Source organism: Candidatus Aquicultor sp. (assembly GCF_054640775.1).
In genome coordinates, this window is sequence record NZ_JBTSLF010000049.1 from 1 (window position 1) to 16,109 (window position 16,109).

Annotated in this window: 14 protein-coding genes and 1 rRNA gene; all 15 read left to right on the plus strand. The window is 51.9% G+C overall.

Annotation, left to right across the window (positions count from 1 at the left end):
• The first annotated feature begins 93 nt into the window (after positions 1 to 93).
• A 23S ribosomal RNA gene (locus ACYC56_RS05805) occupies positions 94 to 3,078 on the plus strand.
• Positions 3,079 to 3,362: 284 nt separating this feature from the next.
• Positions 3,363 to 3,923, plus strand: coding sequence for a hypothetical protein (locus ACYC56_RS05810; protein WP_461373235.1), 561 nt, complete (start codon positions 3,363 to 3,365; stop codon positions 3,921 to 3,923).
• A gap of 194 nt (positions 3,924 to 4,117) precedes the next feature.
• Positions 4,118 to 4,792, plus strand: a complete 675-nt coding sequence (locus tag ACYC56_RS05815) for a DUF5714 domain-containing protein (RefSeq protein WP_461373236.1) — start codon at positions 4,118 to 4,120, stop codon at positions 4,790 to 4,792.
• A 93-nt stretch (positions 4,793 to 4,885) separates the two neighbouring features.
• Complete coding sequence (locus ACYC56_RS05820; protein ID WP_461373237.1) at positions 4,886 to 5,416, plus strand: DUF5658 family protein; 531 nt, start codon at positions 4,886 to 4,888, stop codon at positions 5,414 to 5,416.
• A gap of 160 nt (positions 5,417 to 5,576) precedes the next feature.
• Positions 5,577 to 5,858 carry a hypothetical protein gene (locus tag ACYC56_RS05825; protein WP_461373238.1) on the plus strand — a complete coding sequence of 94 codons (282 nt, stop codon included), beginning with the start codon at positions 5,577 to 5,579 and terminating at the stop codon, positions 5,856 to 5,858.
• Positions 5,859 to 5,898: 40 nt separating this feature from the next.
• Complete coding sequence (locus tag ACYC56_RS05830; protein WP_461373239.1) at positions 5,899 to 6,729, plus strand: hypothetical protein; 831 nt, start codon at positions 5,899 to 5,901, stop codon at positions 6,727 to 6,729.
• A 3-nt stretch (positions 6,730 to 6,732) separates the two neighbouring features.
• Entirely contained in the window at positions 6,733 to 7,137 is a 405-nt protein-coding gene (locus ACYC56_RS05835; RefSeq protein ID WP_461373240.1) for a CoA-binding protein, read from the plus strand.
• 323 nt (positions 7,138 to 7,460) lie between these two features.
• Positions 7,461 to 7,844 carry a hypothetical protein gene (locus ACYC56_RS05840; RefSeq protein WP_461373241.1) on the plus strand — a complete coding sequence of 128 codons (384 nt, stop codon included), beginning with the start codon at positions 7,461 to 7,463 and terminating at the stop codon, positions 7,842 to 7,844.
• A 100-nt stretch (positions 7,845 to 7,944) separates the two neighbouring features.
• A complete protein-coding gene (locus ACYC56_RS05845) occupies positions 7,945 to 8,667 on the plus strand; it encodes a UPF0280 family protein (protein ID WP_461373242.1) in 723 nt (240 codons plus the stop codon).
• A 203-nt stretch (positions 8,668 to 8,870) separates the two neighbouring features.
• The gene (locus ACYC56_RS05850; protein ID WP_461373243.1) at positions 8,871 to 9,953 is read left to right on the plus strand and encodes a polysaccharide deacetylase family protein; all 1,083 of its coding nucleotides are present in this window, start codon (positions 8,871 to 8,873) and stop codon (positions 9,951 to 9,953) included.
• 109 nt (positions 9,954 to 10,062) lie between these two features.
• Positions 10,063 to 12,153, plus strand: coding sequence for an NAD-dependent DNA ligase LigA (ligA, locus tag ACYC56_RS05855; protein ID WP_461373244.1), 2,091 nt, complete (start codon positions 10,063 to 10,065; stop codon positions 12,151 to 12,153).
• 29 nt (positions 12,154 to 12,182) lie between these two features.
• Positions 12,183 to 12,917 (plus strand): lysostaphin resistance A-like protein, encoded by a 735-nt coding sequence (locus tag ACYC56_RS05860; protein WP_461373245.1) that lies wholly within the window; start codon positions 12,183 to 12,185, stop codon positions 12,915 to 12,917.
• Between the two features lie 26 nt (positions 12,918 to 12,943).
• Positions 12,944 to 13,228 (plus strand): Asp-tRNA(Asn)/Glu-tRNA(Gln) amidotransferase subunit GatC, encoded by a 285-nt coding sequence (gatC, locus tag ACYC56_RS05865; protein WP_461373246.1) that lies wholly within the window; start codon positions 12,944 to 12,946, stop codon positions 13,226 to 13,228.
• A 45-nt stretch (positions 13,229 to 13,273) separates the two neighbouring features.
• Positions 13,274 to 14,728, plus strand: a complete 1,455-nt coding sequence (gene gatA, locus ACYC56_RS05870; RefSeq protein WP_461373247.1) for an Asp-tRNA(Asn)/Glu-tRNA(Gln) amidotransferase subunit GatA — start codon at positions 13,274 to 13,276, stop codon at positions 14,726 to 14,728.
• Positions 14,729 to 14,813: 85 nt separating this feature from the next.
• The coding region (gatB, locus tag ACYC56_RS05875) for an Asp-tRNA(Asn)/Glu-tRNA(Gln) amidotransferase subunit GatB (RefSeq protein ID WP_461373248.1) at positions 14,814 to 16,109 on the plus strand (1,296 nt) is incomplete at its 3' end.

Here is a 16,109-nt window from a genome sequence, read left to right on the forward strand (position 1 = left end):
CCAGGGTCCAGGGGATTAAGACCTGGCTGGTGCCACGGATCAAAGCCTTGATTATGATCCTTAATAACAATATAGCGTGCATAGACGAGCGAATATCAAGTGATTTACGGGCATATGGTGGATGCCTTGGCGCTAGGAGCCGATGAAGGGCGCAGCCGTGACGCGATACGCTTCGGGGAGGTGCGGCAACCATTGATCCGAAGACTTCCGAATGGGGAAACCCGGCCGGCTGATTATCTGCCTGGCCTAAAAGCCAGGCGTACTAAAGCCGGTCATCCCCGCCTGAATATATAGGGCGGGGAAGGGAACCCAGGGAACTGAACCATCTCAGTACCTGGAGGAGGAGAAAGCCAATTGCGATTCCCCTAGTAGTGGCGAGCGAAAAGGGAACAGCCTAAACCCGGCGGATGTAAAAGCCCGCAGGCGTTGTCCGCCCGGGGGTCGTGGGAGCCGCCTGAAAGATTCTGCGGATCTTTCAGGAAGTTACAAATCTCCCGCGTAGTCGAAGGAAGTGGAAACTTCCGCCATAGAAGGTGAAAGCCCTGTAGGCGAAACGCGAGGGACTTCCGGCGGCCACCCGAGTAACACGGGGAATGGTTGACCTGTGTGAACCTGGGAGGACCACCTTCCAAGGCTAAATACTCCAGCGACCGATAGTGAACTAGTACCGTGAGGGAAAGGTGAAAAGAACCCCGGGAGGGGAGTGAAATAGACTTTCCTGAAACCATACGCCCACAAGCAGTCGGAGCTTGTTGCAGTGTTCGTGACAGAACTGTAGCAAGTCACGGCGTGCTTATTGTATAAGAGCCGGCGAGTTACGGTAAGTGGCGGGTTAAGCCGAAGAGGCGGAGCCGCAGCGAAAGCGAGTCTGAATAAGGCGTTTATCGTCGCTTGTCGTAAACCCGAAACCGAGCGAGCTATCCATGGACAGGACGAAGCCCGGCCGTCTGTGCGGCTGAGTGAAGGTCCGAACCCGTCGACTGAGAGAGCCGTGGGAGGATCCGTGGATAGGAGAGAAAAACTACATCGAGCTCGGAGATAGCTGGTTCTCCCCGAAATGCATTTAGGTGCAGCCTCGAGATAAAGACCAACGGGGGTAGAGCGCCGATTTGGTACGACGGCCCCTTAACTTTGTGGGTCGGAGCCCAAGTCGAACTACGAATACCGTTGATCGTTTCTCGGGAGTGAGGCCGCGGGCGTAAGGTCCGCAGCCGAGAGGGAAACAACCCAGATCATCGGCTAAGGTCCCCAAGTATAGACTCAGTGTTCTTAAGGAAGTGGGATTGCGAAGACGGCCAGGGGGTTGGCTCAGGAGCAGCCATCCCTGAAAGAGTGTCGTGCGTGTAAGCTCACTGGCGGAGCGATCCTGCACCGAAAATATACGGGGCTTAAGTCTATCACCGAAGCCGTGAGTTCTAGGTATAAGGGTGTCAGGGCTTTGGCCTTGGCTGTCTTGCCTAGAACGGTAGGGGAGCATTCTGTGGGAGTTGAAGTCATCCTGTGAGGGATGGTGGATTCCACAGAAGAGAGAATGCCGGCATGAGTAGCTAACTAAGATGGGTGAGAATCCCATCCGCCGAAAGCCTCAGGTTTTCCCAGCTCTGTTCATCAACTGGGAGTTAGCCGGACCTAAGGCGAGGCCGAAGGGCGTAGTCGATGGATAAGCCGGTTAATAATCCGGCGCCACCGATCCGACTAACAAGTCAAAGCGGGCGACGCGGGTAAGCCGCGTCGGGGGGCGAGTGGAAGCCCACCCGGCAAGGCCGAACCGCTTAAAAAAACCCGCAATTTGGATCGGTGTCCGTACTGCAGACCGACACAGGCAGGCTAAGGGGTAAACCCTTAAGGCGAGCGAGACAACCCTCGTTAAGGAACTCGGCAAACTGACCCCGTAACTTCGGGATAAGGGGATCTCTCCCCGGGGCAACCCGGAGGGAGACGCAGTTGAATTGGCTCGAGCGACTGTTTATTAAAAACACAGGTCTCTGCTAACTCGTAAGAGGATGTATTGGGGCTGACGCCTTCCCAGTGCCGGATCCTAAGAAGAGGGGTCGTAGGGTAGGATTGTTGGGGGTTTGTTCCCCAATGATTTCAACTGAGGGCTCTGAATCGAAACCCCGGTAAACGGAGGCCGTAAGGGAATGACGGCCCGAAGGTAGCGGAATTCCCGGCGGATAATTTCCGTCATGTCGAAAGGCATAACGACTCGAGCGCTGTCTCAACGAGGGACTCGGCGAAATTGGCTAAATCGGCGAATAGACCGGTTTCTCGCGGCGGGATGTAAACCCCCGGAAGCTTGACTGTAGCTTGCTCCTGGGCTCTCTTGGCCCTAAGGGTGAAAACCCGATTGGGACAGAGGCTCTAACCTGCCACCGTGAATCCGGTGGGGGGACAGGGTCAGGCGGACAGTTTGGCTGTTTCGGCCCCCTCCTAAAAAGTAACGGAGGGCTCCAAAGGTACCCTTACGCACGGTCGGAAACCGTGCGGTAAGCATAAGGGCGAATGGGTGCCTGACTGCTTAGGCCGACAGGCCGCGCAGGGGCGAAAGCCGGGCCTAATGACGCGGTGATACCACGTGGGCGGGTCACCGTTACATGGGATAAAAGTTCTCCGGGGAAATAGGGCCAATCACTCCCGAAAGTTCACATCGACGGAGTGGCTTGGCACCTCGTAGTCGGCTCATCGCATCCTGGGGGTGTAGAGGCTCCCAAGGGTTGGACTAGCCGTCCATTAAAGCGGTATGTGAGCTGGAATTAGACCATTGTAAGATAGGTCGGATCAACTATCTGCCGTGAGCGTTGGAAACTTGAGGGGAGCTGCCCTAAGTACGAAAGGAACAGGGTGGACGGACCGCTGGTGTACCAGTTGTCCCAGCCAGGGGCACTGCTGGGTAGCTATCGTCCGGAAGGGATAAGCGCTGAAAGCATCTAAGTGCGAAGCCCACCCCAAGATGAGGTTTCCCGTCGGCTTAAAAACCGACGAAGGTCCCAGGTAGACTACCTGGTTGATAGGCCGCAGGTGTAAAACCCGCGAGGGTTGTAGCCGAGCGGTACTAATGTGACCGATACGCTTGATGTTGTGTGACTCTATGCGCGCTATGTCCTATTCTATGTTCTATTAAAAAAGGTCGTTGCATATATGCAACGACCTTTTTTAATGCTTTAATTGGTTCTATTCGCTGCAACTTTTTGGTGATCGAGTAAGGACCACCGCTGGGTTTCCAGCATATAATAAAGTTGCTATAAAGTGCTGCTTTAGATAGAATTGTGACAAGAGGTTGGAAGTTTTAATCCCGGCATGCTTTCACGAAGTAACAAGTAACTGGGATATTGAATGCTTGTAAGAATCGAATGGAGGTAACCGTGCGCTTTAACTTAAGCAAAAAGTCATTAGTTATTATCGGGGTAATAATTATTGCGGTTATTGCGGTAGTTGGCATACAACGAGTACTCGCTTCACGCAGCCCGGCGTTAAATGCAGACCAGCTTAAGGCTGCCGATACGGCTGTCAATGGTTGGACTATCAAGAACTTCGCCCGTCTCTCTATAAACCAAGAGCACGTCCGCGAATTCAAACAGAAGTTGATGCAGTTTTACGATGCGGACTCCGGAGAGCTGGCCGAGCAGCAGCGCTTGATCGATGGTTTAATCGCGGCGGACAAGGCCACCGATGCGAAAGCGCTTAGTACAAGTACGCCGCTGCAACTTCTTGAATTCAGGCTAGCCAGCGTCAAGCTCAAAAAGACGAGGTTTAGCGGTGATGAGGCCAACATAGTGGCCGATCTCGAATATTATATTAAATATGACGCTCAGCATGAAAATTACAGTTCGTTTGCAAAGAACACGTACGAGTGGAAGCTCAAAAAGTTTAAAAATACGTGGAAAATCGTCAATGAGGACGTTGTTAAAGGCGATGACAACTAGTCGTGATTGAAGAGAAAAAGCCTGGTGCACTATTGCCGAGCGGCTGATGCCTTGACTTTGATGTCGGTGGGCATCAACCAAACTGGTCGAATGATCAATTAGAGCTGTCCGGCACGCCGGATAGTCCCATAGTATCCGGTTATATACGGAATTGCTTCTTATGCGGGTCGCTTCTTGAGTTTTTAGATACCGGGGTGGACCTCTCCTGCTACTATTGCGGTGAGCAGCATAAATCAAATCTCTGGTGCCCGGAAGGACACTACGTGTGCCCGGCATGCTACCAGATACCGATCACTCAGTTTATCGCTGGAATTGTTAAGGCGACCACATCCAAAAACCCCTTCGAGATAGCCATGATGATGATGGACTTTCCGCAAATCCCCGATCGCTCGTGCGAGCATGCCTGGATATTTGCTGCTGCGCTTCTGACGGCCATAAAGAACGAGGGCTCGACAAAGCTGACCGATGAGGATATCTTAGGCGCTCTTGAGACCGCCAAAGACAGGGCGTCGACACGGGCCACGCTGCAGACCGGTGTATGCGGGATGGGCGCCGCCGTTGGTATTGCGTTTCATGCCGTCTTTAAAGCAATGCCTAACAGAACCGACCTGCAGGACGACATAACCATGAAAGTTGTGGCGGAGGCGATCGAATACCTTGCCGATAACTCGACGAACTGTAAATGCTGCAAGAATGTGGTGTGGACGATCATGGAACTCGTAGTGTCTCTGATACATGCAAGATTTGGCCTCGAGCTAGAAGGTTCGGCGAACGATATTATCTGTCATCAAGCAGGCGCTGTTGTAAATTGCGACCCGATAACATGCCAATTCAGCACAGCGCTTGATGTCAATAAACTAAGATTGTAACTAGCGTTTACTAAACTACTTTTTACCCCGATAATTCTTTTAAGACGTTCTTATTTTTCCGATGGGCTAGATCCCCATTATAGTGGAGCTATTTTGGAACATTACGTATGCTACGAAGGCAAAAAACATAACGCGGAGTGCCGAGAACCCTGCCATGAATGCGCAAGCTACGGCATCGAACGCCGTAAGACCGATAGGCGCAGGAACGGTATCAGCCTGAAGCTATGGGAACGGCGGGAAGGTTTTGACAGAAGGCAGAACCACCTCAACACAAGAAGCCTTTACCATTGGATATTTAGGCGCGGCGCGGCGCATTTGAGAAACAGCTACTACGCACTAGTTCTGCTTCTTATTGTATTTAACCTGCTCAACCTAGCCGATTACCTTTTTACCGTCAAGGCTCTTTCTGCGGGGTTCATTGAAGGAAACCCGATTATGGATAAGCTCTTTAGCGTGGGGCCGGCCGCGGCGGTAATCTTTAAAGTAAGCCTTGCGGTCACCATTACGGCGATTGTCTGGGTGTTCAGAAAATACCGCGTTGTCCTCGAGGTCAGCATCTTCTTCATTCTGCTGTATATGTGCCTGATCGCCTACCATATCTACGGCGCAATCCGATACTACTAAATTCTAAAAAAGGTTTGCCAGCGGTTTGTGGTTGTGCGATTATTTGCTTAGGCTGTGCTTATTGTGCAGGCTATTAGGCTCAAGCTTAGCTTTAGAACTAGCAAAATACCTGGTAATATACCAGGAATAATCATTATCGGTACCTTTTGTGGAGGTAATCATGCTCAGGCGTTTTGCCATTGCCCTTGTTGTCGTGCTAACCATTATCATCTTATCTGGCTGCCAAGAAGAACAGGGCGGAAGGGATCATCTTAATGTAGCCGATGCGAGCAGCACGACTATAAAGGAGCCGGCTGCGATGGACCGCGCAAAAAGCGTAGAAAAAGAAACACTTGATCTCGAAAACGACCTGGATAGCCTCTCGAAGGACATAGATGACTTCGGCGATTTTGGTCTGGACTCGGCAGCTAGCATAATCGATCGTGAGCTTGATGGGTTTTAATTACTTTAAGTCTATAGCGTAAGATTCGAAAGAAGAGAACATGAACAGATCACATGAGGTTTTTCTGATAATCATCGTTCTTGTTATTGGCCTGGCTCAACCGGTACTGGCTGTCGGAACCCGACAGCAGCAGGCCGTGGGGGTATACCGGCAGACGGAACAAGGGTTTCAGGATGCCGTCTCAAGGTATAACAACGCACGAGAAAACTACTCCCTAGTAAAGCAAGAGCTAAAACAGGCTAAAGAGACATATAAGCCGCAACTACTCGACAAAGCCAAACAGTTCGTGCTGCAGGCGGATAGCGCAGCGATTCGCTATCTTGAGACAATAAAGAACAGGGTTCAAATGGTCCAGGGCATTACTGAGGAAAACCGCGCAAAAGCCCTGAAAGAAATAGACGCCGATATTGACTGGCTCAACGCAATCCGACCCGATATCGAGAACACGAAAAACATGACCGAACTTCGCTCAACCGCGCGGATGATACGCGAGCGATGGCGTCAATCGCGAGGCATATCTAAGAGGATTGCGGGTAAAGTCTTAACTATGAAAATATCCGCCATAATCACGCGCGGCGAGCAGGCTTCAGCAAAAATAGGTAAGCGCATAAATGAATTAAAGGCGCAGGGTAAAGATACCGCCAATCTTGAAAGATATCACGCCGATCTAGTAAAAAGCCTGGCGTTAGCCAAAGAGAGAAACGAGGCGGCAAAGAGCCAGTTTGATGATATTCAAAGTCTAGGGGATGCGAACTTGCTTTACAAAGACGGAATGCGCTCGGTAAAAGAATCCCATAGACAGCTCAAGGAAGCACATAGCGCGTTGATCGGCGTCAACCAGGAATTGGCGGGCGTCGGCGGAAATCGTTAAGAGGTGATAACCATAGAAGAAGAATTGATACGGCAGGCGATTAAGAAGGGTAATGTGATTGCGGTTGTCGGCGCATCCAACAACCCGGATAAATATGGATATAAGATATATAAAGACCTCAAAGATGCCGGATATAAGGTGTATCCGGTCAATGTCCGGGAGCAGGCGGTTCAAGGGGATAAGGCGTATCCCACCCTAAGCAGCCTTCCCGAGAAGCCGGATGTCGTCGATATCGTAACACCGCCGCAGGTCACCGAGAATATCGTGAAGGAAGCACAAGAGCAGGACATCGATATTATATGGATGCAACCCGGCGCCGAAAGCGAGGAAGCGATTACTTTCTGCAAACACAGCGGCGTGAAGGAAATCCATAACTCCTGCATAATGGTCGCACGAAGAAACTTCTAGGTAAAGTTTGCCGTGCTGCGGCCGATACTACATATTGTAAGAAATTACCATAAAGATTATAGAATCTACGCAACAAATACACCCTTTTTCTACTCAATTCACCACAGCATCACAAAACATTAAAAGCATGGAACAATGACAATTAAATAGCGTTCAATAACTATTTTTTTTATGGTTTTCTGCCAGAAAATGGTTTCAGGAGGTGTACGGTTATAAGGTTTACACGGATTACTATTCGTTTTTTGGCAGCAGGCGAAACTATGTAGCGGCCAGCGACTGAGTGAAGGTTTTACTGAAGCGTAAGCTTCAAAGAAGGAGTTTTGATGCGAAAGCTGTTTTATGGGCTGATCTTAATCGTAATGCTCAGTCAGTTTCCACAAGTTTCGGCTCAGTTTCAAGAAGAAAAGCAAGGCATGGATGCAGCGTATGGGAAGATAACTAAAGCAGTTGATTTTGCTACCACCGCATATGCCACCACCCGCAAAGATGTCGAGGTTATCCAGGGCAGGGTCGATAAGACCAAGCAGGATATCGATAAGGGCGTGACGTATGCGCAAAAGGCGGGCGCCGAGGCTTCCAAATATAGCGGCACGGTGAAGTCTTTGGTTGGCGAGGCTAAGGCGATAACGCAAGCCTCGATGCAAAAAGCTACCGCGACCAAGCCGGTAGCGAGCACGAAGACCGTGACAGGTGCAGCTTCTCAATAATAAGCTGCGGAAGATAAAAAAGTCGGCGAAGGCCGGCTTTTTTATTTTGCTTTACTGTGATAGCCTACGGTTTAGTAGTTCTTATGTTTGAGGTGTTTTTGTGTACGAACCCCGTTTTTACCGTAATGAAGTCCTGGCTAAGGATCTCTTCACGTTTGAGGTAAGAGTCAACGAAACCGACCTTTTTATTTGTGCGAACAATGATTTGACAGCTGTCGCGTACGAACTTGTGCGTTTGTACCGTGGACAAATCGAGGACTTTATCGCCAAATACCCCATATTCCTGAAAACGTTTGTGCCGGTAGAGGTTCCCAAGGATGCTCCCGATATCGTAAAGTCGATGGCCGGTGCGGCGAAACTAGCGGAAGTCGGCCCTATGGCCGCGGTTGCCGGTGCGATTGCGGAATACGTCGGGTTGGGGCTTCTCGCGTATTCGGATGAAGTGATCGTTGAGAACGGCGGGGACATATTTATCAAAACAGGTATGGAGCGAAAGATCGGCATATTCGCCGGAACATCGCCCTTAAGCAATAAACTTGCGGTACAATTGATGCCCGAAGACACCCCCCTTGGCATTTGTACATCGTCCGGCAAGGTCGGTCATTCGGTGAGCTTCGGACAGTCCGATGCGGTTGTTATCCTCTCGAAGAATACCTCGTTGGCCGACGCCACTGCCACAAAAGTCGGCAATCTTATCCACTCGAAAAACGACATTAAGCAGGCAATTGAGTTTGCTCAAGACGTACAGGGGGTCGAAGGCGCGATTATTATCGTCGATGATGCGCTTGGCGGCTGGGGTAAGTTTGAGTTTATGCCTGCTTAACTACCGACTACTATGACGGGTTCCCTTTTCAAAAGTACTTTACACTCGTGCTGGTTTATGCTGGCTTAAACCAGCAGGTAAGAATTATAATGGTGAGAAGGTAAGCATGCAAGCCTTAACCTAAGGCTTGGCTTGAGCTTTCTGGGGTAAGACGATATCGGTTGAAGCATTTTTGCAGTAGTTACTATTAGGAGGTGAGCCCCATGGATGAAATAAGGACTCCTGAAACGCGCAAACCCCAAAGACGGCAGAGAACGAAGTGGAATTACAAACGGATTGGAGTTGCCTTAGCGGCAGCGCTTCTTCTTACGATAACCACAGCATATGGAGGGTGCAGCCTCGCGCATCGACTTGGTAGTCGCTCTGATGTTCAGGAAAAGGTGGCGAAGAGGCCCGTAGAGGTTACATCCTCACCCAGCAGGGTTCTTGGAGTTACGACGACCACAGAACCGAATTATCTCGCTTATACCGTTAAGTCCGGCGATACCTTCTACAGTATCGCGGCCAAGCACAAAACCACAGTAGAGAAGATCAAAGATGTTAACGACTTTTCAGGGGACGACAATAGCCTCCAGATAGGTATGGCGCTTAAAATCCCGACAAAAGAAGCGCTGATGGAACCTGCGGCCACGCAAAAGCAAGATGAGAAGCAGTCGAAGGAAAACAAGGCGTCGCCGATAAAGCTATCCGCGCAAGAGATCTCTCGAGGACCCAGGGATGCGAAGAAAGTGGCGTTGACATTCGATGCGGGGTCGGCAAGCGAACCGACGCGCGAGATCATCAAGGCTCTGGAGGATGCCAATGTTAAAGCGACGTTCTTCTTGACGGGTAAGTGGGTTGAGGAGAACAAAGACCTTGCCAAGAAGATAGCGGATGATGGCTATCCGATAGGTAACCATACGTACTCGCATGCGGATTTGACCAAGACCTCGAATAATGGTGTCGCTTATGAGCTGAGCAAAACTGAAGGCATTATTCAAAAAACGACCGGCGCGAGTACTAAGCCGCTTTTCAGGACTCCCTACGGTGCGCGTGACTCCAGGGTGTTGAGGGTTGCCATGAATTCAGGCTATCGCTCTATTTACTGGACGATAGACTCGCTTGATTGGAAGTCGACTATGACGGCCGACCAGGTGAAAAATAGGGTGCTTTCTGGGCTGGATAACGGTGCGATCGTGCTAATGCATTGCGGAAGCAGCCAAACTGCGACGATACTCCCCGACTTGCTTAAACGGATTAAAGAGCGCGGTTACGAGATAGTTACCGTGCCGCAGCTTTTTGAATGAGCGGCGTGAATCGATAATCGTAATAGGCTAAATGAAGAGGTGGGCTTTTCTCCGCCTCTTTTTATGTGCCCGTTGCAGTATAATCGCTTTATTACTATTGCTTTGCTTAATGCTTAATGTTTACTGCGAGAATGGGTTAGAATTATATCATCACAATTTCGGAGGGAGTCCCATAAGCACGCTGCAAGAGGCGAACAATCGCGCCGAGGAACTGAGAAGTTTAATATATTACCACGACCATCGCTATTATGTGCTGGATGCGCCCGAGGTATCGGATGCCGAGTACGATGAGTTGATGCGGGAGCTTGTCGCTATCGAGGCCGAGCACCCGCAACTTGTCACGCCCGATTCGCCGACGCAGCGGGTAGGTGGCGAGTTATCGGAGGCGTTTAAACCGGTGCGGCACAGGGCCAGGATGATGAGTCTCGCAAACGCGTTCTCGTTTGAGGAGCTGGCCGCATTTTTTAATAGGATAAGCGGGGAACTCGGGACCGACCAAATCGAGCTGGTCTGCGAGCTTAAGATTGATGGTGTCGCGGTGTCGCTGACTTATGAGCACGGGATGTATGTAAATGCCGCCACCAGAGGCGATGGTGAGGTCGGTGAGGATATAACCGCCAACGTTAAGACCATCCAGTCACTCCCCTTGCGACTTTTTTTGGAGGCGCCGCCGGATGTGCTGGAGGTGCGCGGTGAGGCGTTCCTCTCTAAAAATCAGTTTAAGCAGATCAACGATGAACGTCTGGAGCAGGGACTTCCCCTTTTCGCCAATCCCAGGAATGCCGCGGCAGGTTCGCTCAGGCAACTAGATCCCAAGATTCCGGCCAGAAGGAACCTCGATATGTTCGTATATGCGCTTGGGTACGTCGAGGGCGTGGCGTTTACCGACCAGTGGGGGCTGCTACGGTATATGGAGGCCGCCGGTCTTAAGATAAACAAGCACATCAAGAAGGTCGGGTCGGTGCGCGGGGCGTATGAATTCTGCGAGTATTGGCAGGACAAGCGCCATTCACTGCCGTTTGAGATAGATGGGGTCGTTATCAAGGTAAACTCGTTTGCCCAGCAAGGGAGGCTTGGCGCTACAAGTAAAGCGCCCCGGTGGGCGATCGCCTATAAATTCCCCGCTGAGCAAAAAACAACAGTTGTTTTGGATATCGAGCTTAACGTCGGGCGAACCGGGGCGTTGACGCCCACGGCCGTGCTCGAGCCGGTGGTTGTCGCCGGCTCTACGGTAAGCAGGGCGACGCTCCATAATGAGGACGAGATAAAGCGCAAAGATATCCGCATCGGGGACACGGTCATCATCCAGAAAGCCGGCGATGTCATCCCCGAGATCGTAGCGCCGATTGTAAGTAAGCGGACCGGGTCGGAGCGGGAGTTTGAGATGCCGCACGAATGCCCTGTTTGCGGCGGCGAGGTCGTGCGGCCCGCGGGTGAGGCGGTTGCGCGGTGCGTCAACATAAACTGTCCGGCGGTTATTTTTGAGCATGTTATACACTTTGCGAGCAGGGGTGCGATGGATATCGACGGGCTGGGCGAGTCCGTTGCACGCCAGCTTCTGGAAAAGGATATGATCAAGGATGTCGCCGATATCTATTACCTGACGAAAGAGCGGTTACTTGGTATCGAGCATTTTGCAGATAAAGCGGCGGACAACCTGCAGGCTGCGGTTGAGCGCTCAAAGGAACGACCGCTTGCGAGAGTGCTTTTTGCGCTTGGCATCAGGCATGTCGGCTCACATGTCGCGGAGGTGCTGGCGGAAGCATTCGGCTCGGTCGATGCGCTTTCACGTGCGTCGTTCGACGAGCTGGTTGGAACACCCGAGGTCGGCCCCAGGATCGCCGAGAGCATAATCGAGTTCTTTGACGAGCAGAGAAACCGTGCCGTTCTTGAAAAACTCAAGAGCGCGGGTGTGAGAGTGGAGCAGGAAACGGTGGCCGGTAAGGGTGTCGCCCAGAATCTTAACGGATTGACCTTTGTGTTTACCGGCGGAATGACGCATTTTACGCGGGGTGAGGCTGAGGAGCTTGTGAAATCGATGGGCGGTAAGGCATCATCAAGTGTCAGCAAAAAGACCGATTACGTGGTGGCCGGGGAAAATCCCGGAAGCAAATACGATAAGGCAAAGGCCCTGGGGGTAAAAATCATAACAGAGGACGAATTCAAGAGATTAGCCCAAGAGGTTAGCCCAAGGGATTAATCAGTGGATGATAGTAGTGGTTAAGAGTAGTGGATGACAAACTGGTCGATGATGAATATCCAGAAGAACAGCGGGCTCCGGACGACCAAAGGGTCCCCTGGACGATTGGTGACGCGATTCTTGCCCTGGTCTTGTTCCTTGTAATGGTGACCCTTGGCACCGTGGTTATTAGCGGAGTATTAGCCCGCGAGCTGCCAAAAGTCGGGCAGATACTCGCACTTTTCATAGGGTACATTATCCTCTTCCTGCTCATTGGGTTTTTCGCGCTGAGGCGGGGTGCGAATTTGCGGACGCTGGGTTTCCGCCCGTTCAATTTTTTACGCGGCACCGGCATGGTCGTCGTCTGGTTCTTTCTTATTAAGCTCGCGACCGTCATCTACACTCTCTTCGCCCAGAGGCTTGGGATTAATCCCTCCGAGGAAGCGGTCAGACGGTTGCCGGAGATATTCGGAAGGAGCACCGGTGGTTTTCTATTGGCGGTGCTTGTCGTCGCCATCATCGCACCGGTTGCCGAGGAGTTGTTTTTCAGGGGCTTTGTTTACCCCGCATTCCGACAGCGGTGGGGTGTTACCGCTGCTATTATCATCACAAGCGCGCTGTTTGCGCTGTATCACATCAGCCCGACCGTGTACATTCCGATCTTTATCATCGCCGTCGGTCTCGCTTACCTCTACCAGACCACGGATTCTCTAGGACCACCGATTATGTTACATGCTCTTAATAACTTTTTGTCGGTTGTAGTGATATACTATTCTAATCTTTAGTCTCTAAATAGGGGGTCACAATAGTAATGGCTATCAGCGAAAAAGAAGTAAAGCATGTGGCGTGGTTGGCCAGGTTGGGCTTGACCGGTGCCGAAGTCGAGAAATTCACCCAGCAGCTCGACGTGATTCTCGAGCATGCGGGCAAAATATCCTCCCTGGATTTAGCGGAGATTCCTCCGACATCGCACGCTATCCCATTGAAAAATGTCTTGCGCGAGGATAAAGTGGGTGCGTGTTTGACGCCCGAGGAAGCCCTGGCAAACGCCCCGAAGAGAGAAGACCAGGCGTTTGCAGTGCCAAGAATCGTTTAGAACCCCAAACTTACCGGATTTATTTCGAGCCACTATGGAGGATGCATGGAACTCTATCAAATGACGATCCACGAGCTGTATGAGAAGCTTGCGGCGAAAGAGATAAGCGCGAAAGAGCTTACGGAGAGCGTGTTTTCGCGCATAGACGATGTAGAAGATAAAGTGAAATCATACCTGACCGTCACAAGGGATAATGCGCTGGAACAGGCGCGTAAAGTCGACGAGCGGATAGCGGCAGGTGAAGCGATCGGTCAGCTTACCGGCATTCCTACCGCGATCAAGGATGTTATGTGCACGGAGGGAACGCGCACGACGTGCGGGTCGAAGATCCTAGATAACTTTGTCCCGGTGTATACGTCGACCGCGGTACAAGGCCTCTTGGATGAGGGCATCGTCATGACTGGCAAGACCAATATGGACGAGTTCGCCATGGGCTCATCCACCGAGAACTCAGGGTTTTTTACCACTCGCAACCCGTGGGACCTTGAAAGGGTGCCCGGCGGCTCAAGCGGGGGCTCGGCGGCTGTGGTTGCGGCCGACGAGGCGATATTCTCACTGGGGTCGGATACCGGCGGCTCGATCAGGCAACCGGCGGCTCTCTGCGGTATCGTTGGCTTAAAGCCGACCTATGGGTTGGTCTCGCGATACGGACTTATTGCGTTTGCGTCGTCGCTTGACCAGATAGGGCCGTTTACCAAGGACGTGACCGACTGTGCGATCGTTCTCAACCACCTCGTAGGGCACGACCCGATGGATTCGACATCGGTCGAGATAGATAAACCCGATTATACAAAGTCGCTGGTGAATGACTTAAAAGGGGTAAGGATCGGCGTTCCGGCCGAGTTGATGGCCGAGGGAATCGACCCTAAGGTAAAGAAGGTCATCGAAGACGCGATCGAGCTGATGGCGAAAAACGGCGCGATCGTTGCCGAGACTTCCCTCCCGAATATCGAGTACGCATTGTCGGCGTATTATATCATCGCTCCGGCTGAGGCGAGTTCGAACCTGGCGCGGTTTGACGGCGTACGCTACGGGTACCGTGCACCGGATGCGGAGAACTTGATGGACATGTATCTGCGCACGCGGGCCGAGGGCTTCGGCGATGAGGTAAAACGAAGGATCATGCTCGGAACGTATGCATTGAGCGCTGGCTATTACGAGGCGTATTACGGCCAGGCGCAGAAGGTGCGCACGCTCATCACGCGCGATTTCAATAAAGCATTCGAGGATTTTGACGTGCTGGTCTCGCCGACATCTCCCACAACGGCATTTAAGATCGGTGAGCGTATCGACAACCCTCTTCAGATGTACCTTTCGGATATCTGCACTATCCCTGTCAACCTGGCGGGGCTACCCGGGATATCGGTGCCGTGCGGTACTGTCGATGGGCTGCCCGTTGGGCTTCAGATCATGGGTAAGACCCTGGGCGAAGAGATGCTCTTGCGGGTCGCCTATAGTTTCGAGCAGAGCTTCGGGTGGAACGAACACCCTTCTCTGTAGAGGAATTACGAATTAGTGAAGGTCTAGGAAGTGGGTTCTAGTTAGCAGTAGGCAGTGTGTGGGTTAAGGAGTATGCGGGGGATTGATGGATGAGCGGGAGGCGCGTGAGAGGGAGATCGTAAGGTCTCTAATGGGGTTGATCCCCCTTGGTTTGAATGATGATCCGGCTGAGGCGCCCGGAGGGTTATCCGGGGCGGTGGGGTTGGAAGACTTGATAAAAGGCGGAGGCGCAATGGAATACGAAAGTGTAATTGGCTTAGAGATACATGTTGAACTTGATACGGAGAGTAAGATGTTCTGCGCGTGCAGCACGCGCTTTGGCGAGAGGCCGAACACCCAGACCTGTCCTGTTTGTCTGGGCATGCCCGGTTCCTTACCCGTTGCAAATAAGAAGGCCATCGAGTATGTGATTCGCTCGGGGCTTGCCGTTGGCTGCGAGATTTCTCTTTACAGCCAATTCCACCGGAAGAATTACTTCTATCCCGATATGCCCAAAGATTATCAAATATCCCAGTACGACAGGCCGTTGTGCCTGGGAGGGTATGTCGACCTGGATATGGAAACATACGAAACGAGGCTCGGTATTACCAGGATTCACCTGGAAGAGGATACCGGAAAGCTGATACATGTGGGCGGCGCGGGCAGAATCGCCGGTGCTGAATACAGCCTGGTCGACTTTAACCGGGCGGGGGTGCCACTCATGGAGATCGTCTCCGAACCGGATATGCGTACGCCCGAGGAGGCCAAGGCGTATGCTCAGAAGCTTCGCGCTATATTGATATCGATCGGCGTCTCCGATTGCAACATGGACAAGGGTTCGATGCGGGTGGACGCTAACATCTCGATCAGGCCTAAAGGGGCGACCGAGCTGGGCGTTAAGGCTGAGCTAAAGAACCTTAACTCGTTCCGGTCGCTGCAGAGGGCGCTTGCATACGAGATCGAGCGCCAGAAAAAGGCGATTGCCGAGGGTGAGCCTATCGTGCAGGAGACCCGGCACTGGGATGAGACCAAGGGCACGACAAGTACACTCAGGACAAAGGAATACGCGCACGACTACCGCTACTTCACCGACCCCGACCTAGTGCCCATGGAGTTCGACCCGACCTGGATAGAAGGGATTCGCGCGACGTTGCAGGAACTCCCCGATGAGCGCAAGCAGCGGTTTATAACGCACTACGGGCTGCCCGCGCACGACGCCAGTTTGTTAACTGAAACAAAGGCGATGGGGGATTTCTTTGAGGAGACGGTTGCGCTTTACAAAGGCGACTCCAAAGCGGTGAGCAACTGGATGCTGGGCGACATCTCATATTATCTCAATACAGAAAACCTCGAGATCGACGAAACGGCGGTGACCCCGAAACACCTGGCCGAGCTGCTTAAA